Origin of the sequence: Streptococcus sp. Marseille-Q6488, from assembly GCF_946902925.1 — a bacterium.
Classification (GTDB): Bacteria; Bacillota; Bacilli; order Lactobacillales; family Streptococcaceae; genus Streptococcus.
In genome coordinates this window covers 58,901-82,319 of the sequence record NZ_CAMPPZ010000011.1, presented here as the reverse complement: position 1 = coordinate 82,319, position 23,419 = coordinate 58,901, and the positions used below count along the sequence as shown (strand labels likewise).

The window sequence follows — 23,419 nt, the reverse complement described above, 5'->3', positions numbered from 1 at the left end:
GGTATGATATGACAATAATCTTAGGATTTTTATTTCTATTTTTGATGACTTGGTGGGTTATTTCAATCGTTAATAGCCAGAAACCAAGAAAAAATGAAAAATTTAGTGGCTATATCCAAAGATACGATATTGATGGGAATGGCTATCAATCAGAAGTATGGGAAGTGACTGAGGAGGAAGATTTATAATTAAAGAACAGACTCGTCCTTACAGTATTGCACCTATTTCCAAACAGTCCATTTGTAGTTTTATCTGGATTGGTTTATAATTTAACTTAGAGAAAATAGGAGGATCAATCAGATGGAATTAAAAGATTTTACAGAAAAAGAACAGGAAATGATAAAGAATGGGCTGACTACGTCTAAGATTAGTGACAAGGAAACTGCTGAGAAGATTCTTGCTCTAGTACCACAAGACTTGATTAAGCGAATCCCATTTTTCGTCAGAAAACATGCTACAACACGCACGATTAAACGCATTTCAATCGAACACCCTGAGCTTTACGCTGCAGCTCAAACAAGTGGTGAGATTCCAGAAAAAGAACGCGAAGACTTGCGTCAGATTATCACGACTATCTTTGAACAAAAGATGAATAAGCATAGTATTAAGTAGAGAATGAAAATGTATTTGATTTGTGAATTGTTCACTAGTTATAAATTATATTAAGAATCGCAATTTATATTCTACTATACAATACTCAACAAAAAACGAACAGGCTCTTTTTCTGTTATTCAGAAGAGAACTTGTTCGTTTTTATCTTGATTTTCTTAAAAAGCTCGATAAACATAGGGATTTTCTGGTTTATCTACTTTGGTAAAGCTTTCGATTTCCAAGGTTGGGAGGTTTTGTTTGAGTTCTTTATGATAGTGATTGACCAGTTTTCCTTTGGCTGTTATCCAGGTATTGTTTTCGTACTGACGGGTATTTCCCTTGGTCAACAAACCATAGACACCAGAATCTGCGATACAGTGAATAATGCCGAAGCGGAACAGAAATTGGCTATTGGCATGACTGGGGTCATTATAGACAAAGCCTGTAAACTGGACCGTCTTGCCCTCAAACTCATCTGGATAGTCATAGATAGCTTCCATGACCTCCATATAGTTTTCATTAGTGATCTGAATACTATCTTGGGATAAGTATTTATCCGCCGCCGTTCGCATTTCCTTTTCATAGGCTGATTTTGAAAAATAAGAACTGGTATCTGGTTTCAAATATTGGCTTGTTGTCCCTTCGCTTGTCTGAATGGCCAGATCCGTTCCTTCCGATAGGGGGAAATGATAGCCTTTGGCAGAAACGGTCTGAGAATCCAAGCTAACAGTTGGGAAAGTTAAGCCGATGACAAGTGGAATAGCCAGAAGAGAAATACTCGTCATCTTGGCCAATCGGCTGTTCAGATGACTGTGGGTTTTGACTTGCTTCATCCAGATATACAGTTGAACAATTGCCAAAATAAAGGAAAGCACCATGGAGATATAGGCCAGATAGGAATAGTGCATGTTGATGTACTGGTTTAATTTGCCCGACAGATGGAGGTAAATAGTCAGTTCAAAATAGCCAGCTAAAACTAAAAATCGAATCATAGGATGACTCCAATCAAGAGAGAATAGACTAAGACGACAAGAGTCACAATAGTGATAAAGTGACTGATAAATCGTACTTTCAAGTAATTTTTCATCATGAGAATATTTTTGATATCCAGCATTGGACCAATGACGAGAAAGGCCAGAACTGGTGCCAAACCGAAACTCGAGAGAAGAGAAGCACCGATAAAGGCATCCGCCTCACTACAGAGCGAAAGAAGAAAGGCCAAAAGCATCAGGAGCAGAATGGCAAAAAGAGGGGTCGCACTGATAGAGGTCAGAATCCGAGTTGGAACGTAGACCTGTATAACAGAGGCAAAGAGACAGCCAAATACCAAATAACGCCCCGTATCAAAAAATTCATCAATGGCTTGCACAAAGACCTGAAAAACTTTTTTTGCAGGGGTCAAGTGAGAAAAATCATGTTCATGACAGGCCAACCGATTTTCTTTTTGAATCGGTTCTTGCCAGAAAAATCCTAGAACAATCCCAAGTATCACAGCCACAAGAATGGAACCCAGAGCTCGTAATAGGGCGATATGGAAGGAGTTGCCAAAGGCAGAATAGGTCGCAAAGAGAACAATGGGATTGATAACAGGTGCTGTCACAAGAAAGGGAACGGCCGTGTAACTGGGAACCTTCTTTTCCAGAAAACGATTGATAATGGGGACGATTCCACATTCGCAAGAAGGGAAAAGTATCCCAACGAAGGTCCCAAAAAAGATTCTCCCCCAACGATTTCGAGGGAGAAAATGATAAACCTTGTCAGGTGTGATATAGACCTCAATCAGCCCTGAGACAATACTTCCTATCAGAACGAAGGGTAGGGCTTCAATGATTATAGAGAGAAAAATAGCCCCAGTCTGAAGTACACTAGATGGGAGTTGTTGGAAAGCAGTCATCTAGTTTTTCTTTTCTGCTTTGGCTTTTTTCTCTTTGTCATCAGGGAAAGTGACCTGCTTCAAATCTGGGAGTTTAGCAAACTCTTCAAACATCTTGTCCAAGTCGTCTCGTTTTGTAAATTTTACAGCCATAGGTGTACCTCAATTCTAAATTCTACCTCTATTATACTATTATTTTGAGGAAAAGGGAGTTTTTTAATTTGTTTTCGATAGTTGATACTCTTCGAAAATCTCTTCAAACCACGTCAGTTTCGCCTTGCCGTATATATGTGACTGACTTCGTCAGTCTTATCTACAACCTCAAAACGGTGTTTTGAGCAACCTGTGGCTGGCTTCCTAGTTTGCTTTTTGATTTTTATTGAGTATAAAAAGGATTGGAGAAAGCCTTTCAGCTTGTGGTATAATAGATTTATGGATAAAAAATATGAAAAAATCTCTCAGGATTTGGGAGTGACGTTAAAGCAAATTGATACTGTTCTAAGTTTGACAGCTGAAGGGGCGACTATTCCCTTTATCGCGCGTTATCGCAAGGACATGACTGGTAGTTTGGATGAGGTGGCGATTAAGGCCATTATCGATTTGGATAAAAGTCTGACCAATCTCAATGACCGCAAGGAAGCTGTCTTGGCGAAGATTCAAGAACAAGGTAAGTTGACCAAGGAATTGGAAGAAGCTATCTTAGCTGCCGAAAAATTAGCGGACGTTGAAGAACTCTATCTTCCATACAAGGAAAAGCGTCGGACCAAGGCAACCATTGCCCGTGAAGCCGGACTCTTCCCACTTGCTCGCTTGATTTTGCAGAATGTAGCCGACTTAGAAAAAGAGGCTGAAAAGTTTGTCTGTGAAGGATTTGCGACTGGTAAGGAAACCTTGGCTGGTGCAGTTGATATCTTGGTCGAAGCCTTATCGGAAGATGTGGCCTTGCGTTCCATGACTTATCAGGAAGTTCTGAGACACTCTAAACTCACTTCCCAAGTCAAGGATGAAAGTCTTGATGAAAAGCAGGTTTTTCAGATTTATTATGATTTTTCAGAGACGGTTGGAAATATGCAAGGTTATCGTACCTTGGCCCTCAATCGTGGGGAGAAGCTAGGTGTCTTGAAGGTTGGTTTTGAACATGCGACGGACCGCATTCTAGCTTTCTTTGCAGCTCGTTTCAAGGTGAAAAACGCCTATATAGATGAAGTTGTTCAACAGTCAGTTAAGAAAAAAGTTTTGCCTGCTATCGAGCGACGTATTCGGACAGAATTGACTGAGAAAGCGGAAGAAGGGGCTATCCAACTCTTTTCTGACAATCTGCGCAATCTGCTCTTAGTTGCTCCGCTGAAAGGGCGCGTGGTTCTTGGGTTTGACCCAGCCTTTCGTACAGGTGCCAAGCTAGCTGTCGTGGATGCAACAGGGAAAATGCTGACAACACAGGTCATTTACCCTGTCAAACCAGCATCAGCTCGTCAAATTGAAGAAGCCAAGAAAGATTTGGCAGACTTGATTGGTCAGTATGGCGTGGAAATTATTGCTATCGGAAATGGGACGGCCAGTCGTGAAAGTGAAGCCTTTGTGGCGGAAGTTCTGAAAGATTTTCCTGAGGTTAGTTATGTCATTGTAAATGAAAGTGGTGCTTCGGTCTATTCTGCCAGCGAACTTGCTCGTCAGGAGTTTCCAGATTTGACCGTTGAAAAACGCTCTGCTATTTCTATCGCCCGTCGTTTGCAAGATCCTCTTGCCGAATTGGTCAAAATCGATCCTAAGTCAATCGGTGTCGGTCAATATCAACACGATGTCAGTCAGAAGAAACTGTCTGAAAGTCTGGATTTTGTCGTGGATACAGTGGTAAACCAAGTCGGTGTCAATGTCAATACAGCTAGTCCAGCTCTTCTTTCCCACGTTGCTGGACTCAACAAAACTATCTCTGAAAATATTGTCAAATACCGTGAGGAAGAAGGAAAAATCACTTCACGCGCTCAAATCAAGAAAGTTCCTCGTCTGGGGGCCAAGGCCTTTGAACAGGCAGCTGGTTTCCTTCGTATCCCTGAAAGTAGCAATATCCTTGATAATACAGGAGTTCACCCAGAAAATTACAGTGCTGTTAAGGAGCTCTTCAAACGCTTAGATATTAAAGACCTAAACGAAGAAGCCCAAGGCAAACTCAAGTCGCTTTCAGTCAAGGAAATGGCGCAAGAGCTAGACCTTGGACCAGAAACTCTTAAAGATATCATTGCTGACCTTCTAAAACCAGGTCGTGATTTCCGTGATTCTTTTGATGCACCTGTTCTTCGTCAAGATGTCTTGGATATTAAAGACTTAAAAGTCGGCCAGAAGCTGGAAGGTGTGGTGCGTAATGTCGTTGACTTTGGTGCCTTCGTTGATATCGGGATTCACGAGGACGGCTTGATTCATATTTCCCATATGAGTCACAAATTTATCAAACACCCAAGCCAAGTGGTGTCAGTCGGAGATTTGGTGACTGTTTGGGTCAAGAAAATTGATACTGAACGTGAAAAAGTCAATCTGTCGCTCCTAGCTCCAGATGAATCTAACTGATTACGTCAAGCAAGTTTCGCTAGAAGACTTCGGCAGACCTTTTATCCATCAAGCTCAGTGGAATTCTCGTCTACGTTCGACAGGTGGGCGATTTTTCCCCAAAGATGGGCATTTGGATTTTAATCCCAAGGTTTATCAGGAGCTGGGTTTAGACGTTTTTAGGAAAATTGTTCGCCATGAACTCTGTCACTATCACCTCTATTTTCAAGGGAAGGGCTATCAACACAAGGATAGGGATTTTAAGGAACTGTTGAAAGAAGTTGATGGACTGCGCTATGTACCACCCTTGAAAACACAATCTCAAAGTGCCTACCTAGTCTATTAGTGCCAATCTTGCCAGCAAAGGTATTAGCGCAAGCGAAGGATTGATACCAAACGCTATCGCTGTGGACTTTGTCGAGGTGAATTGCTACTAATAAATCAGCCTGAGGACTGATGAAAGCCGAGCCTACCCGTGATATACTATGTCTAACCTAGCAGAAAGAGGAAATATCATGAACAGTAAATTTTATAAAATGAGACGAAATCGCATGATTTCAGGAGTTCTGGCAGGCCTGTCAGACAAGTGGAACTTTGATGTTACCCTTGTTCGTTTTCTATTTGCTATTTTTACAGTTGCAAACTTTGGACTTGGCGTGATTATCTATATCATACTAGCTTCTGTCATGCCGACTAAGGAAGAAATCGAAGCAGAAATGTATGGAACAGGCCCACGCAAACGCAAAGAAGCCCAAGCCATTGACGATAATGAAGGCTGGTTTTGGTGAGGTTTTTCAAAAGATTTGGAATAAGCAAAAAGCTTTAAATCAATAGTCTAAACTGCTTGATTTAAAGCTTTTTTACTTTTAATACGATTTTCCCAGCTTCATCTGTAAACTAAAAATATTATTTTGAACTTAGATTTCTAATCTGATTTTTCATGCTGAGACAATACATTTTTTGATAAATGATGGATACTGATAACAACTGATAGCCAGCAAATAGCATAAGCAGTAGCTGTAAATTGTGTACCGATAAAGTGTGTCTTTTCAACTAAGAGCTGACCGATGAATGGAGAGAGGAGATAGAGAAGTCCGATGAGTATATGTTCTTTGTGTTTCATTAAAGCGCACCTTCTTTCCTTATAGGTTGAACGACTTGCAAGTGTTAAATTTAATGGTATGTTATCTAGGTAAGCTTACTCAAATGTTAGTTTCCGCTTCCTCCTTTCTAAAGTAAGCCTTTTCACACTTATATTTTACAATTTTTAAAATAGGAAGTCAAATCATTTTCTAAGTAATTTTGCCTACATTTCCCCCAATCTTACAAAAATGTAAGATTAAAGTCTCTTTTGTAAGGTTAGATTATGGCAAGCGGTCTTTTTTTGATGTAAACTAGACTCATAAAGAACAAAGGAGTAACATCATGAAACAAATCTTACAGAAGAAAACAAGAAAACCAAGCCATAAAGATATCGAGCGTGTTCAACTGGGATGCGCTATGATGCAAGCAACATTTCATTTGATGGGATATTAAGAAAGGAGATTCTCATGACACTTTTAGATGTAAAACACGTTCAAAAAATTTATAAAACTCGTTTTCAGGGCAATCAAGTAGAAGCTCTCAAGGATATTCACTTTACCGTCGAAAAGGGTGACTACGTTGCCATCATGGGTGAGTCTGGTTCTGGTAAATCAACTCTTCTCAATATTCTAGCTATGCTGGATAAACCAACTCGTGGTCAGGTTTACCTGAATGGAACAGACACAGCAACCATTAAAAATTCACAGGCTTCTAGCTTCCGTCGTGAAAAGCTAGGCTTTGTCTTCCAAGACTTTAACTTACTTGATACTCTGTCTGTAAAGGATAATATCTTGCTTCCGCTTGTCTTGTCAAGAAGACCCATTACAGAGATGATGAAGAAATTGGTGGTGACAGCTGAGAATCTAGGCATCAACCAATTACAAGAGAAGTACCCTTACGAGATTTCTGGTGGTCAGAAACAGCGTGTAGCAGTAGCCCGCGCCATCATCACAGAACCTGAAATTCTCCTTGCGGATGAGCCAACAGGAGCTCTTGACTCCAAGTCCTCTGCAGCCTTACTTGATGTCTTTGATGAAATCAATGAGCGCGGCCAAACCATTCTCATGGTAACCCACTCAACGGCAGCAGCTAGCAGAGCTAAACGTGTACTCTTTATCAAAGACGGCATTCTTTACAACCAAATCTACCGTGGAGAGAAGACAGAGCGTCAGATGTTCCAAGAAATCTCTGATACCTTGACTGTCATGGCAAGCGAGGTGAATTAGTATGTTTCGATTAACCAATAAGTTAGCGGTATCGAACTTGATTAAAAACCGCAAACTCTACTATCCTTTTGCGCTGGCTGTTCTCTTGGCAGTCACTGTCACCTATCTCTTTTACTCCCTAACCTTTAATCCTAAGATTGCGGAAATCCGTGGAGGAACAACCATTCAGGCTACACTTGGATTTGGTATGTTTGTCGTCACCCTTGCGTCAGCCATTATCGTCCTCTATGCCAATAGTTTTGTAATGAAGAACCGTTCCAAGGAACTGGGAATTTATGGCATGTTGGGATTGGAGAAGCGTCATCTAATCAGTATGACCTTTAAGGAGTTAGTGCTATTTGGAATGCTAACTGTTGGAGCAGGAATCGGTATTGGAGCCTTGTTTGACAAGTTGATTTTTGCTTTCCTACTCAAACTGATGAAATTAAAGGTTGAGCTAGTCGCTACCTTCCAGATGAAAGTTGTCATTACAGTACTTGTTGTCTTCGGTTTGATTTTCCTAGGCCTCATGTTCCTGAATGCCCTTCGAATCGCTCGTATGAATGCCCTCCAGCTCTCTCGTGAGAAAGCTAGTGGAGAGAAAAAAGGTCGTTTTCTACCTCTCCAAACCATTCTTGGTTCGATTAGTTTAGGGATTGGATATTATCTTGCCCTTACGGTAAAAGATCCTCTTACAGCCTTAACAACCTTCTTCATAGCTGTTTTGCTGGTTATCTTTGGTACTTATCTCTTGTTTAATGCAGGAATTACCGTTTTCCTTCAAATCTTAAAGAAAAACAAGAAATACTATTACCAACCTAATAACCTCATCTCTGTTTCCAACTTGATTTTCCGTATGAAGAAAAATGCAGTTGGACTAGCAACTATCGCTATCTTGTCAACAATGGTTTTGGTAACTATGTCAGCAGCGACAAGCATTTTCAATTCCGCAGAATCCTTTAAAAAAGTTCTAAATCCTCATGATTTTGGAGTTTCAGGGCAAAATGTTGAAAAAGAAGACTTGGACAAACTCTTGAGCCAGTTTGCAAGTGACAAAGGTTATAAGATTAAAGAGAAAGAAGTGATTCGTTACACTTACTTTGGTGTTGCGGCCCAAGAAGGAAATAAGTTAACCCTTTTTGAAAAAGGACAAAATCGTGTCCAACCCACAACAGTTTTCATGGTATTTGACCAAAAAGATTATGAAAATATGACTGGTCAAAAACTGTCTCTATCAGGAAATGAGGTCGGACTCTTTGCAAAGAATGAGGGAGTTAAAGAACAGAAAACTCTAACTCTGAATGATCATCAATTTTCTGTCAAAGAAGAATTTAATAAAGATTTCATTGTCAACCATGTCCCAAATCAGTTTAATATTTTGACTGCTGATTACAATTACCTTGTTGTACCTGATTTACAAGCCTTTTTGGATCAATTCCCAGATTCGGCTATCTATAATCAGTTTTACGGTGGTATGAATGTAAATGCCAGTGAAGAAGAACAACTCAAGGTCGCTGAAGAATATGATAAATACCTCGATCAATTTAATGCTCAATTAAACACGGAAGGTAGCTATGTTTATGGTAGTAATTTATCAGATGCTAGTGCTCAGATGAGTGCCCTCTTTGGTGGTGTCTTCTTTATCGGTATTTTCCTATCCATTATCTTTATGGTCGGAACCGTTCTTGTCATCTACTACAAACAAATTTCTGAAGGATATGAAGACCGTGAACGCTTTATTATCTTGCAGAAAGTCGGTTTGGATCAAAAGCAAATCAAACAAACCATCAACAAACAGGTTTTAACTGTTTTCTTCCTTCCTTTGCTTTTTGCCTTCCTACATCTAGCCTTTGCCTACCATATGCTTAGTCTGATTCTAAAAGTGATTGGTGTACTAGATACGACTATGATGTTGATTGTAACCTTGTCTATCTGCGCTATCTTCCTCATCGCCTATGTCTTGATTTTTATGATTACTTCAAGAAGCTATCGTAAAATTGTCCAAATGTAAAAAAGATACCTCGACTTCAAAATCGAGGTATTTCTTGTATTTTATACTCAATGAAAATCAAAAAGCAAACTAGGAAGCTAGCCGCAGGTTGCTCAAAGCACTGCTTTGAGGTTGTAGATAGAACTGACGAAGTCAGCTCAAAGCACTGCTTTGAGGTTGCAGATAGAACTGACGAAGTCAGCTCAAAACACTGTTTTGAGGTTGCAGATAGAACTGACGAAGTCAGCTCAAAACACCGTTTTGAGGTTGCAGATAGAACTGACGAAGTCAGCTCAAAACACCGTTTTGAGGTTGCAGATAGAACTGACGAAGTCAGTAACATATATACGGCAAGGCGAAGCTGACGTAGTTTGAAGAGATTTTCGAAGAGTATTAAATGCTGAAAAGTTGTCCGAGCAGGAAAGTAACTCCCATAGTCAAGAGACCAATAGCAAGGTTCCGAATCATCGCTGTTCTAGTCGGAGCCTTTCCAAGTCTGGCACTAGTGTAACCAGTGAGAAGAAGGGCCACACCGACGATAAGGACGGTAGCAGGGATGCGGTAATCACTTGGGAAAATGGTAATTGAAAGCATTGGTGGTAAGCTACCAAGGAAAAAGGCAACAAAACTAGAAATGGCAGCATGCCAAGGATTGGTAAACTCTTCATACTCTATCCCATATTTTTCCTCTACCAGAGCCTTGAGTGGATTTTTAAGAAAGGCCTTGTTGGTGAGAAGTTGGGCTGATGTTTCACACTCGCCATTTTGGATATAGGCAGCATAGAGGGACTTTTTGGCTAGTTACATATCTTGGTCTAGCAAGACTTGCTCACGCGCAACGGCCGCTTCCTCAGTATCTTTTTGAGTTGAAACGGATACGTATTCCCCACCAGCCATAGAAAAGGCACCAGCCAAGATAGCCGCAAACCCTGATAAAAAGATAATCCAGATATTGCTGGTGGCACTGGCAACCCCAATAACCACACCAGCAATGGAAATAATTCCATCATTGGCACCAAGAACACCAGCACGCAGGATATTTAAACGACCTGCAAAATTTGAATCGATTTCGTGATTTGTTTCTGACATACTAATCTCCTTTTTATCCAGTATAAAGGAAAGAGGTAATGAAATCAATCTTTTAAAAGTATCTGAAAAAAGTTGCACGATTTTAATGATATAAAAATGTCGACATCTTCTCTAATAGATCAAACACCGAAGGTAAAGAGTATAGAATTTTTAAATTAAATACGATAAACATTTTGTTCACTTTATAATCGTTTACAAGAGAATAATGAGTATTAAATCAAATAAAATCCAAATATTTTGCGAACTTTTTTATATTTTTTTCGTAAAAGGCTTTACAAGTTCTTAAAAACATGATATAGTAATGGAGCTTAGAAAATGAGATGATGTTTTCTAGCAAATATAAACCCGAGTAAAAAATGCCTACGGACAGGCAGGGTTGAATGCCGAAGCGTGGTTGAAAAACCACATTATTGATAGGGTTAAAAGCCTACTTTTATAAGTTGATGTTAGGACACTTGTCCTAATTCATAAATTTTTAGTGTGGTGAAAGCACACGTCATCTTGTGAAACGATCAATAAAGTACGTAATATTTGCTACTAGAGAGTTAGGAAACATCGGGAACAGACATACTCAACAGAAACAAACATAAAAACGTCAGAAGATTGCAGAGCAGGTGAAATCCTGCTCTTTTTTCATGAGTCAACCTTTAGTTCCTTAGTTTTCATAAGGTACTAAAAATATGGAAAGGAGTATGTCTTGAAAGAGTTAGATCAAAACCAAGCCCCAATTTATGAGGCCTTGGTGAAGTTACGCAAGAAAAGGATTGTTCCCTTTGATGTTCCAGGTCACAAGCGCGGACGGGGAAATCCAGAACTTGTCGAACTGTTAGGTGAAAAATGTGTTGGCATTGATGTCAATTCGATGAAACCCTTGGATAATCTTGGTCACCCTATTTCGATTATTCGGGATGCAGAGGAGCTAGCGGCGGATGCTTTTGGAGCTAACCATGCCTTTCTCATGATTGGTGGAACAACTTCATCGGTGCAGACTATGATTCTGTCAACCTGCAAGGCTGGAGATAAGATTATTCTGCCACGAAATGTCCATAAATCTGCCATCAATGCGCTGGTTCTATGTGGTGCCATTCCCATCTATATCGAGATGAGTGTAGATCCTAAGATTGGTATCGCTTTAGGTCTTGAAAATGACCGAGTAGCCCAGGCCATAAAGGACCATCCAGATGCCAAGGCCATTTTGATTAACAATCCCACTTACTACGGAATCTGTTCAGACCTAAAGGGTTTGACAGAAATGGCTCATGAAGCTGGCATGATGGTTTTAGTAGATGAAGCCCACGGAGCGCATTTGCATTTCACTGATAAACTTCCAATTTCTGCTATGGATGCAGGTGCTGATATGGCAGCAGTTTCTATGCATAAGTCTGGTGGGAGTTTGACACAAAGTTCGCTTCTTTTAATCGGGGAGCAGATGAATCCCGAGTACGTACGTCAGATTATCAATCTGACCCAGTCAACATCCGCCTCTTACTTGTTGATGGCTAGTTTGGATATTTCACGTAGGAATTTAGCCCTTCGTGGTAAAGAGTCTTTTGAGAAGGTCATCGAGCTATCCGAGTACGCTCGTCGTGAAATCAATGCCATAGGTGGCTACTATGCCTACTCAAAAGAGTTAATAGACGGAGTGTCCGTTTGCGATTTTGACGTGACCAAGTTGTCAGTTTACACTCAGGGTATTGGCTTAACAGGTATCGAGGTTTACGACCTCTTGCGAGACGAATACGACATTCAGATTGAGTTTGGTGATATTGGCAATATCTTGGCCTATATTTCGATTGGTGACCGTATCCAAGACATCGAGCGCTTGGTCGGTGCTTTGGCTGATATCAAGAGACTCTATTCACGAGATGGGAAGGACTTGATAGCTGGAGAATATATCCAGCCCGAGTTGGTCCTTTCTCCTCAGGAAGCCTTCTATTCAGAGAGAAAAAGTTTGTCTTTAGACGAATCTGTTGGACAGGTCTGTGGGGAATTTGTCATGTGCTATCCTCCAGGTATTCCTGTCTTGGCTCCTGGAGAACGCATTACACGAGAAATTGTCGACTATATCCAATTTGCCAAGGAACGTGGTTGCTCCCTCCAAGGGACGGAAGATCCAGAGGTCAATCACATCAACGTCATTAAGAGAAAGGAGAACTAGATGGATTTATGGTTTTCTGAAGTTCATACTCCAGATGTGAAATTGTCCCTGAGAACAGCCAAGCAACTCTACGCTGGTAAAAGTGAATGGCAGGATATCGAAGTCTTGGATACACCAGCTTTTGGGAAAATACTAATTTTAAATGGGCACGTCTTGTTCTCAGATGCGGATGATTTTGTCTACAATGAAATGACCGTTCATGTTCCCATGGCTGTCCACCCAAATCCCAAGAAAGTCTTGGTTATTGGGGGTGGTGACGGTGGTGTTGCCCAAGTATTAACCCTCTATCCTGAACTGGAGCAAATCGATATTGTGGAACCAGATGAGATGTTGGTTGAGGTCTGTCGTGAGTATTTCCCAGACTTTGCTTCGGGACTTGATGACCCTCGTGTTACCATTTACTATCAAAATGGGCTACGCTTTTTGCGAAACTGCGAAGATGACTACGATATTATCATCAACGATGCGACAGATCCATTTGGACATACGGAAGGGCTCTTTACCAAGGAATTTTACGGTAACAGTTACAGAGCCTTGAAAGAAGACGGCATCATGATTTACCAGCATGGGAGTCCCTTCTTTGACGAGGATGAGTCAGCTTGTCGAAGCATGCACCGCAAGGTCAATCAAGCCTTTCCAATCAGTCGGGTCTATCAGGCCCATATCCCAACCAGCCCTGCTGGTTATTGGTTGTTTGGATTTGCATCGAAAAAATACCACCCTGTTAAAGATTTTGACAAGGAAGGCTGGAAAAAACGCCAGCTTTTCACAGAATACTACACTGCAAACTTACACGTGGGAGCCTTTATGTTACCCAAGTATGTTGAGGACATTTTAGAAGAAGAGGAAGGAAAAAAATGAGTCGTTTATTAGTTATTGGATGTGGGGGCGTTGCCCAAGTTGCTATTTCAAAGATTTGTCAAGATAGCAAAACCTTTACAGAAATTATGATTGCTAGCCGTACCAAGTCAAAATGTGATGACTTGAAAGCTAAATTGGAAGGCAAAACAAGTACAAAGATTGAGACAGCTGCTCTTGATGCTGACAAGGTTCAAGAAGTGATTGCCCTGATTGAAAGCTACAAACCAGAAGCTGTTTTGAACGTAGCTTTACCATATCAAGATTTAACCATTATGGATGCTTGTTTGGAAACAGGTGTTCACTATATCGATACGGCTAACTATGAAGCAGAAGACACAGAAGACCCTGAGTGGCGTGCTATCTACGAAAAACGTTGCAAAGAACTTGGTTTTACCGCCTACTTTGACTACTCATGGCAATGGGCTTATCAGGAAAAATTCAAAGAAGCAGGTTTGACTGCTCTGCTTGGATCTGGCTTTGACCCAGGTGTGACTAGTGTCTTTTCTGCCTATGCTCTCAAACATTATTTTGATGAAATCCACTATATCGACATTTTAGACTGTAATGGTGGTGACCACGGTTATCCATTTGCGACCAACTTCAACCCAGAAATCAATCTACGCGAGGTTTCTGCGCCAGGTTCTTACTGGGAAGATGGAAAATGGGTTGAAGTCGAAGCTATGTCTATCAAGCGTGAGTACGATTTCCCTCAAGTTGGACAAAAAGACATGTATCTCCTTCACCATGAAGAAATTGAATCATTGGCCAAAAACATTCCTGGAGTCAAACGCATTCGTTTCTTTATGACTTTTGGTCAATCATACTTGACGCACATGAAATGTCTTGAAAATGTTGGGCTCCTTCGTACGGATACCATTAACTTTAACGGTCAAGAAATTGTTCCAATCCAATTTTTAAAAGCGCTACTTCCAGATCCTGCAAGCCTTGGTCCACGTACAGTCGGAAAAACCAATATTGGATGTATCTTTACAGGTGTAAAAGATGGCGTTGAAAAGACCATCTACATCTACAATGTCTGCGACCATCAGGAATGTTACACAGAAGTTGGTTCACAAGCTATTTCTTACACGACAGGCGTTCCAGCCATGATTGGGACAAAATTGGTTATGAACGGTACTTGGAAACAAGCTGGAGTGTATAACCTTGAAGAATTGGATCCAGATCCATTTATGGAAGCTTTGAATGAGTACGGTTTGCCTTGGGTTGTGGTTGAAAATCCACAAATGGTGGACTAATGAAGCTAGAACAAGTACCAACACCAGCTTACGTCATTGACTTGGCAAAGTTAGAATCAAACTGCCGCATTCTACAATATGTACAAGAAGAAGCTGGTTGCAAGGTTTTGCTTGCCCAGAAGGCCTATTCCCTCTATAAAACCTATCCCTTGATTAGCCAGTATCTATCAGGTACGACAGCTAGTGGACTCTATGAAGCTAAGCTAGCTAGAGAGGAATTTCAAGGGGAAGTCCATGTCTTTGCGCCAGCTTTCAAGGATGCAGACTTGGAGGAATTGCTTGAGATAACAGACCATATCGTTTTTAACTCTGAGAGACAGTTGCGTAAACATGGGGCTCGTTGTCGGAAAGCTGGTATCAGTGTAGGTTTACGTCTCAATCCTCAGTGTTCAACTCAGGGTGATCACGCGCTCTATGACCCTTGTGCACCAGGCTCTCGTTTTGGAGTCACTCTAGACAAGATTCCTAGTGATTTACTAGATTTGGTGGATGGTCTTCATTTTCATACCCTTTGCGAGCAGGGAGCAGATGATTTACAAACAACTTTGAAAGCAGTAGAAGCGCAATTTGGTTCGTACTTACATGAGGTAAAGTGGCTCAATATGGGGGGCGGACACCACATCACAAGAGAAGGTTACGATGTGGATTTGCTGATTTCTGAAATCAAACGTATCCGAGAAACTTACAATCTTGAAATCTATATCGAGCCGGGTGAAGCCATTGCGCTCAATGCAGGTTATCTAGCAACTGAGGTATTAGATATTGTCGAAAACGGTATGGAAATCTTGGTTTTAGACGCCTCCGCGACCTGCCATATGCCTGACGTACTTGAGATGCCCTATCGTCCACCTTTGAGAAATGGCTCTGAGGCACAGGAAAAAGCCCATACCTATAGACTTTCTTCTAATACCTGTCTGACAGGCGATGTGATTGGTGATTATAGCTTTGAAAATCCAGTTCAAATCGGTGATAGACTTTATTTTGAAGACATGGCTATTTATTCTTTTGTCAAAAATAATACCTTTAATGGTATTGGATTGCCAAGTCTCTATCTCATGGACGAACAGGGAGACTGCAACTTAGTCAAATCTTTTGGTTATCAAGACTTTAAAGGGAGATTATCATGATGGACAGTCCAAAAAAATTAGGCTATCACATGCCAGCAGAGTACGAACCCCATCATGGTACCCTCATGATATGGCCGACTCGACCAGGTTCATGGCCTTTTCAAGGAAAAGCTGCTAAAAGAGCATTTAGTCAGATTATCAAAACCATAGCAGAAGGAGAAAGAGTCTATCTTTTGGTGGACCAAGACTACTTAGCTGAAGCCCAAGACTACCTTGGAGATAGCGCTGTTTATTTAGACATTCCTACCAATGATGCCTGGGCGCGTGATACAGGTCCAACTATTCTTGTCAATGATAAAAGAGAAAAGTTGGCAGTCGATTGGGCTTTTAATGCCTGGGGTGGCACCTATGATGGTCTTTATCAAGATTATGAAGATGATGACCAAGTAGCCAGTCGTTTTGCTGAGGCCTTGGAAATGCCTGTTTACGATGCTAAGCCTTTCGTCCTTGAAGGCGGAGCCATTCATAGCGATGGTCAAGGAACCATTCTTGTGACTGAAAGTTGCCTTCTAAGCCCTGGACGCAATCCTCATCTAAGTAAAGAGGAAATCGAGAGTACCTTATTAGAGAGCCTTGGTGCTGAAAAAGTTATCTGGCTTCCTTATGGTATTTATCAGGATGAAACCAATGAACACGTTGACAATGTTGCTGCCTTTGTTGGTCCTGCAGAACTTGTCTTGTCTTGGACGGACGACGAAAGTGATCCTCAATATGCCATGTCAAAAGCAGATCTCGAACTCTTAGAGCAAGAGACAGATGCAAAAGGACGGAAGTTTACCATTCATAAACTTCCAATTCCAGCTCTTCATCAAGTTGTAACCGAAGAGGATCTGCCAGGCTACATCTATGAAGAAGGAGAAGAAGAGCGATACGCAGGTGAACGACTAGCAGCTTCCTACGTAAACTTTTATATCGCCAACAAGGCAGTCTTGGTTCCACAGTTCGAGGATGTCAATGACCAAGTGGCCTTAGATATCCTCAGTAAGTGTTTCCCAGACCGTAAAGTTGTCGGAATACCAGCCAGAGATATTCTTTTAGGTGGTGGCAATATCCACTGTATCACCCAACAAATCCCAGAATAGGAGAAAAAGATGAGAAATGTAAGAGTTGCAGCCATTCAGATGCAATGTGCCAAGGATGTGGCAACAAATATTCAAACAGCGGAGCGTTTAGTACGTCAGGCTGCAGAACAAGGTGCACAAATTATCCTTTTACCCGAATTGTTTGAACGTCCCTATTTCTGTCAGGAACGTCAGTATGACTACTACCAACATGCCCAGTCGGTGACAGACAATACAGCCATTCAGCATTTTAAGGTGATTGCTAAGGAACTAAAAGTTGTTTTACCAATCAGTTTCTATGAAAAAGATGGCAATGTCTTGTATAACTCTATTGCCGTCATTGATGCAGATGGAGAAGTGCTGGGCGTTTATCGAAAGACCCACATACCAGATGACCATTACTATCAAGAAAAATTCTATTTCACGCCTGGCAATACAGGTTTCAAGGTCTGGGATACTCGCTATGCTAAGATTGGGATCGGTATCTGTTGGGATCAATGGTTCCCTGAAACAGCCCGTTGTCTTGCATTGAATGGTGCTGAATTGCTCTTTTATCCAACTGCTATTGGCTCTGAGCCTATCCTAGATACGGACAGTTGTGGTCATTGGCAACGTACCATGCAAGGACACGCAGCAGCAAATATTGTCCCAGTTATTGCAGCCAATCGTTATGGTTTGGAGGAAGTCACTCCTAGTGAGGAAAATGGTGGACAGAGTTCCAGTCTTGACTTCTACGGTTCATCCTTTATGACGGATGAAACAGGAGCTATTCTAGAGCGAGCTGAAAGACAAGGAGAAGCTGTTCTGTTAGCTACTTATGATCTTGACAAGGGAGCAGGCGAACGCCTAAACTGGGGCTTGTTTCGAGATAGAAGACCAGAAATGTATCGACGAATTACGGACTAGTAGGGGAGAAATGAGAGATTTATTATGCTAGACTCGTTTTTACTAGCAACTATAAGATACTAGGTCATCTAGCAAGTGAATTTTACATTTTAACCCTCTAAGGCTTTCTCGCGCTTTAATGCGAGGAGCTTTTCTATTTAAGCTTTATCAATAAAACATGCTATAATAGTTGCAGAAAGGTTGGTATTTATGGCTAGGATATTGGTTATTGAAGACAATAGTGACATTCAAGAGATTTTGCGAACACTTCTTACTGAGGAGCATGAGGTAATTCAAGCCTTTTCCGGTACAGAAGGAATCATGCGTTTTGACCAAGGTGGGATTGAGCTCGTTTTGCTAGATATCATGCTTCCTGGGAAAAATGGGGATCAGGTTTTAAAAGCCATCAGGGAACAAAGTCAAACTCCAGTCATTATGCTAACGGCTTTGAGCGATAAGAAGCTAATCAGTCAATATCTCTTAGATGGTGCCAATGATTACATAGTGAAACCTTTTGATTTGGATGAAGTCTTTGCTAGAGTTACTGTTCAGTTACGCCAAAGTGCAGAAAAACAGCCTGTGGAAATAGTAAAAACTGAAAATCTGCCACAAAACTTGAAAAATATCCAGTTTGATGCAGAAAGTTTTGAAATCAAAAATAACCAGGAAACGATTCGCCTTGCCAAGAAAGAATGCTTGATTCTCCAAACTCTCCTTAAACATCCTAAGAAAATTTTCACCAAGGAAGAACTGTATGAATTGGTCTGGGAGGAGAGCTACCTACCTGGAGATAATACCCTCAATACGCATTTGAGTAATCTTCGTAAAAAATTAAACCAGCTTGACCCAAATCAAGAATATATTGAAACCATCTGGGGCGTTGGGGTAAGATTAAAAGGAGACAAGCAATGACCTACATGATAATTTTTGTCCTACTAGTACTCCTAATTATTTTATCGATTGCATTGATTCGCTACCATCTAGCACTTAAAAACTTGAGTCAACAGATTGAAGACAAGATTCTCACAGGTAGTATGAAAAGAGTCGGAGTCAGCATTTTTTCCAAACATTTTTTACATCTCTACCAGCAGATTGATAATCTATTTCAGGAAGTGGAACAATCTCGATTGGTTATGAAAAGGGAAAAACAGACTCTGGATATGGCCATCAGCAATATCGCCCATGATATTCGGACGCCTTTGACTATCGCTTCAGGCTACACGCAACAATTGATAAAGTCTCCTGAAAACCAAGCAGAAACCCTACAAAAAATTGCCAATCATCTTGATTTAGTTTCCAAACGTTTGGAGGCACTCCTAGAATATCGTCGTTTGATGGAAGGGGCTGTCAAACCGAAACTGGAAGAAGTGGATTTTTCAACTTTTATCACCAAAAAGACTCTGGCTTATTATGATGTTTTTCAAGCGGCGAATATCACGCTTGATTTTAAGGTTGAAGATGATTTAAAAATGAGAACTGATGAAGACTTGCTGGATCGAATTTTACAAAATCTGCTTGGAAATGTCCTCAAACATGGCAAGGAAGAAGCGCGTCTATCTTTGAGAAAGGAAAAGGGACAGCTTGTCTTAGAGATTGCAAACCTTGTCAAACAGCCCATCAAAAAAATAGAAAATCTCAGCAACCGTTTTTATTCTGAAAATCTATCTGATACGGAAGAATCCTCTGGTTTAGGCCTTTATATCACTGAGGAATTATGTCATCTTCTCGGTGCAGAGATGAAACTAAGCACAGATGGACAGTGGTTATCGGTTTGTATTTACTTTTAACGAAAAGGAACCTCCTCTGTAGGCTAGAGGAGGTCTTTTTTTATAGACTTTTCTTTTTGAAAACTATCAATCCACTTATATTAAAGATTACAATAACAGCTAAGCTACCTATAAATGTGTAGAGAATTGACTCACTATTAGCAGTCATAGCATAAGTAAATTGCAATGATAAATATGGCAAAATTTTGATACTTGGAAAAATGAGCATTGGCATAGAAAGTAAGATCGAGCTGACAAAATAACCAATAAATACTGCAAGATAAGAATGGCTAACATAGAGAATAAAGGAAACAATGGAAAGCCAAGCAAGGAGGCAAAATAATTGAAGGAAAATGGTTATCAGTAGATTTCCGATAAAGCCATCAGGCATAGTTCCAAATCCATTTAAGATAGTTGCTGGAACAAAGGCAATCACAAGACTGATGATAAGTTGCAAAAGTGCAATACAAGCCACTACAAAGGCTTTAGCAAGGAAAAACTCTGTACGAGAAACACCTACTGTCAAACTATTTTTATAGAGCTTTCCGATTAAATCAACTCCGAGAACGAGGCAGGCTAGGATGATGCAGAGAAAAACGAGGTTTGAACCTTGACTAGATGCGTTGATCAGGGCTTGTACACCATTCCAACCTTGGGTTGGAATTTCTGATTCTTCTGCCTGGATTGCCATCAGATGACCCGTAGCTCCTATACTTGCACCCATTAGCATGAGAGCAAAGAGAATGAACTCTGTAATCCAGAATCCTTTGGAACGGAAAAGACGGTAAAAGTCTGCTTGAATGGTATGTATCATGATTTTCCTCCTATTCGACCAATTGAGTGAAGTATTCTTCTAGGTTTTGACGGGCATAGTAAATCTCGTCAATGTCAACATCTGCCAAAGTTAATTCCTTGAGAATCTGTTTGACATCTTGTTCCTGACCAAAGATGTGGATTTCATTCTCAGGATTGACAACCTTGAACTGGAGCTGGATTTGTTCTTTCAATACTTGACAAGCTTTCTCTTGGTCGGCTGTCTTAAGCACAATATAATCCTCACTTAGTGTTTCAAATTCAGCCTTGCTGATTTCACGGATAATCTTGCCTTGATCTAAAATACCAAAACGATTAGCTACGAGGTAGAGTTCTGACAAGATATGGCTAGAGATGAGAATGGTTATCCCTTTTTCTTGATTGAGCCGTTGAATCATTAGTCGAAATTCTTTGATACCGATTGGGTCAAGACCGTTGATAGGTTCATCTAAGATCAGGAAGTCTGGTTTGGATAGAAGGGCAATGGCGATACCAAGTCTTTGTTTCATTCCTAGCGAGAAATCACGAAAGACTTTCTTACCTGTATCTGACAAACCTACATAGTCCAGCGTTTCTCGAATGACTTGATCAGCATTTGGAATATGACGAATCATACAGTAATATTTCAGATTTTGATAGGCTGTTAAGTGATTATGAGCTACAGGCGATTCGATAACAGAACCTACTCGAGATAGAGCCTTGGTCCACTCATTTTCCGTTTGGCTAGAGAAGAGGGAAACAGTCCCTTTATCCGCAAACAGTAGTTGCGTAATGATTTTTATCAAGGTGGTTTTCCCAGCTCCGTTCTTTCCAATAAGTCCATAAATATCTCCCTCTCTTATCGTTAAATGAAGATTCTGAAGAATAGCTTGTTTGTCAAAGTTTTTGGACAATCCATGAATATCAAGTACTGTTTTCATGATTCTCTCCTTTTGATTTATTTTGTTAACTTTAGTATAAAGCATAGAAATCAAAGAAAGCTCAAGGATTTCTAAAGAGTTTCTAAAGTTTTAGGAATTCTTAAATATCAAAACCCAGTTGATATGAACTGGGCTTCTTTACTATAAAATATATTTCTCAATGGCACGCGCAACGCCGTCTTCTTCGTTGCTGGCTGTAACAGCATCCGCAAGAGATTTGACATAATCGCTGGCATTTCCCATAGCAATACCAAGCCCTGCAAACTGGAGCATTTCGATATCGTTATTAGCATCGCCCATAGCCATAATCTCTGAGGAATCAATCTTCAAAATATCTGCTAGTCGAGAAAGAGCAGTAGCCTTTGTCGTACCAAGTGGCATGGCTTCATAAATAACAGGCTGTGAACGAACTCCACTAAATCGTTGACAGAGTTCCCCAGCAAAACGCTCTTCAAAATCGTCTGTTTGCTCTCTGGTGCCCAAAAACATCCCTTGGAACATCCGGTACTTGCCACTAGTCGCTTCCTCAAGAGAAATTTCAGTCAGGTCTGAAAAGACTAGTTTAGCATCATTTTGAACAATTTCATTAGGCTTGCCACCGAGGACAAAATAATGAGTCTCGTCAAAAAGTGTCAACTGAACCTCACTTTTTTCAGCAAGCTCATAGAGGTATTCGATGTCAGCTGGACTGAGTTCTTGCCAGTCGACTAGCCCCCAATCACTTGTCTGGTGAGTTGAACAACCGTTGTTAACAATCACATACTCATTCTGGAGATCAAGCCCCAGTTTTTGATAGTAGGGGAGGACACCAAAAAGCGGGCGACCTGTACAGAGAACCAGTTTGACACCTTTTTCAATAGCTTGGTGAATAGCAGTAATATGAGCTTGTGGGATTTCCTTGGCTTCATTGAGGAGGGTTCCGTCCATATCCAAGGCTAGTAGTTTAATCATAAGACTTCCTTCTTTATCTTTTGGTATTATTATAGCATATTTTGGAGAAGAAATTGATAGAAAGCTTGGGGCTAATTGATTTTACAGTTTAGGATGTTTTGATAACAATTCATGATTTGAAGAGGATATTTGGCCAAGATATGCTATACTAAAATTGTCAATGTTGCAACTAGACAAGCATAAAAAAACTAGCTTAAAATAGTTTTTTTGTAAGTAGGTATGAGTATCAGATTACTCAACTAATCTAAACAATAACGGAGGAAATATATCATGATTTTAATGACAAAAAATATAAATCTAACAAATGAAGAATTAGAGCTGATACAAGGTGGAGCAGATCCCTATGGAAAAGAACCTAATGGTTATTTTCCTTGGCAAATAGAGCCGGTATTAACTATGCCGGTTCATGGATTTTGTCCCAGAGGAACCTATGATTTAGGATATATTGGAGGAGGCAATCATCTTTGCAAAGGAAGTCCTGTGAGATTTTAAGTAAAATTTATTAGGAATATGGAGAAAACAGAGGATTTAATATGAAAAAACGGATTATTCAGATTTTACTAGCATTATCCTTAATTTTTTACAAATCAACTTGGTTTTGGGGAATTTTCAATCACCTCGCAAAGCCCTATCTACCAGCAAGTCGTGAATTTTTTCAGATTCTGCTTTGGATGGAGAGTGGAGGTCTTTTATTAGCGGTCATCTATCTACTAGTTTTTGCAGGAAAGAAGACTTTTCATTTCAAATGGCAGCTGAGGCACTTTATCTACCTTTTACTGGGTTACATCATTTTGTATATGTCTGACTTCCTCTTGTCTTATTTCATACCCTCGTCTTCAAATCAAATTTCTTTGAATGAAACGATAGAAATGATGGGGAGACAGGAATTACCCTATTTCTTGCTCATAGCTTGCTTCATCGGCCCTATTGCTGAGGAGTTGATTTACCGCGGTGTGCTTATGACAACCTTTTTCAAAAACTCGCCTTGGTACGGAGATGTCTTGCTTTCTGCTATTATTTTCGGTTATATTCATATCAATTTTGCTTTAACACCTCTTGCTTTTTTCATTTATGCTAGTGGAGGTCTCATTTTAGCTCTACTGTATCGCATGACAAAAAATCTCTACTATCCAATACTAGTTCATATTCTCATCAATATCACTGCCTTCTGGAATGTATGGTTACTCCTATTTTCAGGAAGTTAGCTTACTAAAACAATGTCGGAACTTTCCGGCATTTTCTTTTTTTC

General features: G+C 40.4%; 24 protein-coding genes and 2 pseudogenes. 18 read left to right on the top strand and 8 right to left on the bottom strand.

Annotation, left to right across the window (positions count from 1 at the left end):
• Positions 1-8: 8 nt before the first annotated feature.
• Complete coding sequence (locus OVN23_RS06430; protein WP_173212274.1) at positions 9-188, top strand: hypothetical protein; 180 nt, start codon at positions 9-11, stop codon at positions 186-188.
• 112 nt (positions 189-300) lie between these two features.
• Entirely contained in the window at positions 301-612 is a 312-nt protein-coding gene (locus OVN23_RS06425) for a hypothetical protein (protein WP_173212277.1), read from the top strand.
• 155 nt (positions 613-767) lie between these two features.
• Here the strand turns inward: OVN23_RS06425 and OVN23_RS06420 are convergent, their stop codons facing one another.
• The 3 genes from OVN23_RS06420 to OVN23_RS06410 are packed head-to-tail and all read right to left on the bottom strand — an operon-like array spanning position 768 to position 2,617.
• Complete coding sequence (locus tag OVN23_RS06420) at positions 768-1,583, bottom strand: TIGR03943 family putative permease subunit (RefSeq protein ID WP_173212279.1); 816 nt, start codon at positions 1,581-1,583, stop codon at positions 768-770.
• A complete protein-coding gene (locus tag OVN23_RS06415; protein ID WP_023941381.1) occupies positions 1,580-2,485 on the bottom strand; it encodes a permease in 906 nt (301 codons plus the stop codon). The genes OVN23_RS06420 and OVN23_RS06415 overlap by 4 nt, the downstream gene beginning before the upstream one ends.
• A complete protein-coding gene (locus OVN23_RS06410) occupies positions 2,486-2,617 on the bottom strand; it encodes an SPJ_0845 family protein (protein WP_000268685.1) in 132 nt (43 codons plus the stop codon).
• Between the two features lie 279 nt (positions 2,618-2,896).
• Here OVN23_RS06410 and OVN23_RS06405 point away from each other — a divergent pair, with 279 nt between their 5' ends.
• The 3 genes and pseudogenes from OVN23_RS06405 (at position 2,897) to OVN23_RS06395 (ending at position 5,793) form a co-directional block, all read left to right on the top strand.
• Positions 2,897-5,026 (top strand): Tex family protein, encoded by a 2,130-nt coding sequence (locus OVN23_RS06405; RefSeq protein WP_173212281.1) that lies wholly within the window; start codon positions 2,897-2,899, stop codon positions 5,024-5,026.
• Positions 5,013-5,462 (top strand): annotated as a pseudogene (locus tag OVN23_RS06400) (SprT family protein). The gene OVN23_RS06405 and the pseudogene OVN23_RS06400 overlap by 14 nt, the downstream one beginning before the upstream one ends.
• A 58-nt stretch (positions 5,463-5,520) precedes the next feature.
• Positions 5,521-5,793: a PspC domain-containing protein gene (locus OVN23_RS06395; protein WP_001085048.1), complete on the top strand. Its 273-nt coding sequence runs from the start codon at positions 5,521-5,523 to the stop codon at positions 5,791-5,793.
• Positions 5,794-5,930: 137 nt separating this feature from the next.
• Here the strand turns inward: OVN23_RS06395 and OVN23_RS06390 are convergent, their stop codons facing one another.
• On the bottom strand, positions 5,931-6,128 hold the full coding sequence (locus tag OVN23_RS06390) for a hypothetical protein (RefSeq protein ID WP_049511549.1): 198 nt from the start codon (positions 6,126-6,128) through the stop codon (positions 5,931-5,933).
• 427 nt (positions 6,129-6,555) lie between these two features.
• On the opposite strand from OVN23_RS06390, the gene OVN23_RS06385 reads away from it, so the two are divergent.
• From OVN23_RS06385 to OVN23_RS06375, 3 genes are read left to right on the top strand one after another with little or no spacing between them, the layout of a single operon-like run.
• On the top strand, positions 6,556-7,314 hold the full coding sequence (locus OVN23_RS06385) for an ABC transporter ATP-binding protein (protein ID WP_000173372.1): 759 nt from the start codon (positions 6,556-6,558) through the stop codon (positions 7,312-7,314).
• A gap of 1 nt (position 7,315) precedes the next feature.
• Positions 7,316-9,304, top strand: a complete 1,989-nt coding sequence (locus tag OVN23_RS06380; protein WP_267240843.1) for an ABC transporter permease — start codon at positions 7,316-7,318, stop codon at positions 9,302-9,304.
• Positions 9,305-9,354: 50 nt separating this feature from the next.
• Positions 9,355-9,648, top strand: a complete 294-nt coding sequence (locus OVN23_RS06375) for a hypothetical protein (protein ID WP_267240842.1) — start codon at positions 9,355-9,357, stop codon at positions 9,646-9,648.
• Between the two features lie 28 nt (positions 9,649-9,676).
• Here the strand turns inward: OVN23_RS06375 and OVN23_RS06370 are convergent.
• Positions 9,677-10,372 (bottom strand): annotated as a pseudogene (locus tag OVN23_RS06370) (VIT family protein).
• A gap of 697 nt (positions 10,373-11,069) precedes the next feature.
• On the opposite strand from OVN23_RS06370, the gene OVN23_RS06365 reads away from it, so the two are divergent.
• From OVN23_RS06365 to OVN23_RS06330, 8 genes are all read left to right on the top strand, one after another.
• Positions 11,070-12,530: an aminotransferase class I/II-fold pyridoxal phosphate-dependent enzyme gene (locus OVN23_RS06365; protein ID WP_173218218.1), complete on the top strand. Its 1,461-nt coding sequence runs from the start codon at positions 11,070-11,072 to the stop codon at positions 12,528-12,530.
• Entirely contained in the window at positions 12,531-13,391 is an 861-nt protein-coding gene (gene speE / locus OVN23_RS06360; protein ID WP_000366729.1) for a polyamine aminopropyltransferase, read from the top strand. It begins immediately after the preceding gene.
• Entirely contained in the window at positions 13,388-14,647 is a 1,260-nt protein-coding gene (locus tag OVN23_RS06355; RefSeq protein WP_173218220.1) for a saccharopine dehydrogenase family protein, read from the top strand. Before speE ends, OVN23_RS06355 begins: the two co-directional genes overlap by 4 nt.
• Positions 14,647-15,774, top strand: a complete 1,128-nt coding sequence (gene nspC / locus OVN23_RS06350) for a carboxynorspermidine decarboxylase (RefSeq protein ID WP_173218222.1) — start codon at positions 14,647-14,649, stop codon at positions 15,772-15,774. The genes OVN23_RS06355 and nspC overlap by 1 nt, the downstream gene beginning before the upstream one ends.
• Positions 15,771-16,856: an agmatine deiminase gene (gene aguA, locus OVN23_RS06345; RefSeq protein WP_173218224.1), complete on the top strand. Its 1,086-nt coding sequence runs from the start codon at positions 15,771-15,773 to the stop codon at positions 16,854-16,856. Before nspC ends, aguA begins: the two co-directional genes overlap by 4 nt.
• A gap of 9 nt (positions 16,857-16,865) precedes the next feature.
• A complete protein-coding gene (gene aguB / locus OVN23_RS06340; RefSeq protein WP_173218226.1) occupies positions 16,866-17,741 on the top strand; it encodes an N-carbamoylputrescine amidase in 876 nt (291 codons plus the stop codon).
• Positions 17,742-17,930: 189 nt separating this feature from the next.
• Entirely contained in the window at positions 17,931-18,632 is a 702-nt protein-coding gene (locus tag OVN23_RS06335; protein ID WP_173218228.1) for a response regulator transcription factor, read from the top strand.
• Positions 18,629-19,507, top strand: coding sequence for a sensor histidine kinase (locus OVN23_RS06330; protein WP_173218230.1), 879 nt, complete (start codon positions 18,629-18,631; stop codon positions 19,505-19,507). Before OVN23_RS06335 ends, OVN23_RS06330 begins: the two co-directional genes overlap by 4 nt.
• Before the next feature lie 40 nt (positions 19,508-19,547).
• On the opposite strand, the gene OVN23_RS06325 is transcribed toward OVN23_RS06330, so the two are convergent.
• From OVN23_RS06325 to OVN23_RS06315, 3 genes are all read right to left on the bottom strand, one after another.
• Positions 19,548-20,300 (bottom strand): ABC transporter permease, encoded by a 753-nt coding sequence (locus OVN23_RS06325; protein WP_173252996.1) that lies wholly within the window; start codon positions 20,298-20,300, stop codon positions 19,548-19,550.
• Between the two features lie 10 nt (positions 20,301-20,310).
• Positions 20,311-21,219 (bottom strand): ATP-binding cassette domain-containing protein, encoded by a 909-nt coding sequence (locus tag OVN23_RS06320; protein ID WP_173252995.1) that lies wholly within the window; start codon positions 21,217-21,219, stop codon positions 20,311-20,313.
• Positions 21,220-21,360: 141 nt separating this feature from the next.
• Positions 21,361-22,170 carry a Cof-type HAD-IIB family hydrolase gene (locus tag OVN23_RS06315; protein ID WP_173252994.1) on the bottom strand — a complete coding sequence of 270 codons (810 nt, stop codon included), beginning with the start codon at positions 22,168-22,170 and terminating at the stop codon, positions 21,361-21,363.
• Positions 22,171-22,440: 270 nt separating this feature from the next.
• Between OVN23_RS06315 and OVN23_RS06310 the strand changes: the two genes are divergently transcribed.
• Together OVN23_RS06310 and OVN23_RS06305 are read left to right on the top strand one after the other, a co-directional pair.
• Positions 22,441-22,662 carry an SP_0924 family bacteriocin-like peptide gene (locus tag OVN23_RS06310; RefSeq protein ID WP_173218238.1) on the top strand — a complete coding sequence of 74 codons (222 nt, stop codon included), beginning with the start codon at positions 22,441-22,443 and terminating at the stop codon, positions 22,660-22,662.
• A 41-nt stretch (positions 22,663-22,703) separates the two neighbouring features.
• A complete protein-coding gene (locus OVN23_RS06305) occupies positions 22,704-23,375 on the top strand; it encodes a CPBP family intramembrane glutamic endopeptidase (RefSeq protein WP_173218239.1) in 672 nt (223 codons plus the stop codon).
• Positions 23,376-23,419: the final 44 nt, after the last annotated feature.

What these genes read in the sequence shown, in the direction of transcription:
- OVN23_RS06430 (WP_173212274.1), top strand. Translation starts at nt 9, where the DNA reads ATGACAATAATCTTAGGATTTTTATTTCTATTTTTGATGACTTGGTGG.
- OVN23_RS06425 (WP_173212277.1), top strand. Translation starts at nt 301, where the DNA reads ATGGAATTAAAAGATTTTACAGAAAAAGAACAGGAAATGATAAAGAAT.
- OVN23_RS06420 (WP_173212279.1), bottom strand. Translation starts at nt 1,583, where the DNA reads ATGATTCGATTTTTAGTTTTAGCTGGCTATTTTGAACTGACTATTTAC.
- OVN23_RS06415 (WP_023941381.1), bottom strand. Translation starts at nt 2,485, where the DNA reads ATGACTGCTTTCCAACAACTCCCATCTAGTGTACTTCAGACTGGGGCT.
- OVN23_RS06410 (WP_000268685.1), bottom strand. Translation starts at nt 2,617, where the DNA reads ATGGCTGTAAAATTTACAAAACGAGACGACTTGGACAAGATGTTTGAA.
- OVN23_RS06405 (WP_173212281.1), top strand. Translation starts at nt 2,897, where the DNA reads ATGGATAAAAAATATGAAAAAATCTCTCAGGATTTGGGAGTGACGTTA.
- OVN23_RS06395 (WP_001085048.1), top strand. Translation starts at nt 5,521, where the DNA reads ATGAACAGTAAATTTTATAAAATGAGACGAAATCGCATGATTTCAGGA.
- OVN23_RS06390 (WP_049511549.1), bottom strand. Translation starts at nt 6,128, where the DNA reads ATGAAACACAAAGAACATATACTCATCGGACTTCTCTATCTCCTCTCT.
- OVN23_RS06385 (WP_000173372.1), top strand. Translation starts at nt 6,556, where the DNA reads ATGACACTTTTAGATGTAAAACACGTTCAAAAAATTTATAAAACTCGT.
- OVN23_RS06380 (WP_267240843.1), top strand. Translation starts at nt 7,316, where the DNA reads ATGTTTCGATTAACCAATAAGTTAGCGGTATCGAACTTGATTAAAAAC.
- OVN23_RS06375 (WP_267240842.1), top strand. Translation starts at nt 9,355, where the DNA reads ATGAAAATCAAAAAGCAAACTAGGAAGCTAGCCGCAGGTTGCTCAAAG.
- speE (WP_000366729.1), top strand. Translation starts at nt 12,531, where the DNA reads ATGGATTTATGGTTTTCTGAAGTTCATACTCCAGATGTGAAATTGTCC.
- OVN23_RS06355 (WP_173218220.1), top strand. Translation starts at nt 13,388, where the DNA reads ATGAGTCGTTTATTAGTTATTGGATGTGGGGGCGTTGCCCAAGTTGCT.
- nspC (WP_173218222.1), top strand. Translation starts at nt 14,647, where the DNA reads ATGAAGCTAGAACAAGTACCAACACCAGCTTACGTCATTGACTTGGCA.
- aguA (WP_173218224.1), top strand. Translation starts at nt 15,771, where the DNA reads ATGATGGACAGTCCAAAAAAATTAGGCTATCACATGCCAGCAGAGTAC.
- aguB (WP_173218226.1), top strand. Translation starts at nt 16,866, where the DNA reads ATGAGAAATGTAAGAGTTGCAGCCATTCAGATGCAATGTGCCAAGGAT.
- OVN23_RS06335 (WP_173218228.1), top strand. Translation starts at nt 17,931, where the DNA reads ATGGCTAGGATATTGGTTATTGAAGACAATAGTGACATTCAAGAGATT.
- OVN23_RS06330 (WP_173218230.1), top strand. Translation starts at nt 18,629, where the DNA reads ATGACCTACATGATAATTTTTGTCCTACTAGTACTCCTAATTATTTTA.
- OVN23_RS06325 (WP_173252996.1), bottom strand. Translation starts at nt 20,300, where the DNA reads ATGATACATACCATTCAAGCAGACTTTTACCGTCTTTTCCGTTCCAAA.
- OVN23_RS06320 (WP_173252995.1), bottom strand. Translation starts at nt 21,219, where the DNA reads ATGAAAACAGTACTTGATATTCATGGATTGTCCAAAAACTTTGACAAA.
- OVN23_RS06315 (WP_173252994.1), bottom strand. Translation starts at nt 22,170, where the DNA reads ATGATTAAACTACTAGCCTTGGATATGGACGGAACCCTCCTCAATGAA.
- OVN23_RS06310 (WP_173218238.1), top strand. Translation starts at nt 22,441, where the DNA reads ATGATTTTAATGACAAAAAATATAAATCTAACAAATGAAGAATTAGAG.
- OVN23_RS06305 (WP_173218239.1), top strand. Translation starts at nt 22,704, where the DNA reads ATGAAAAAACGGATTATTCAGATTTTACTAGCATTATCCTTAATTTTT.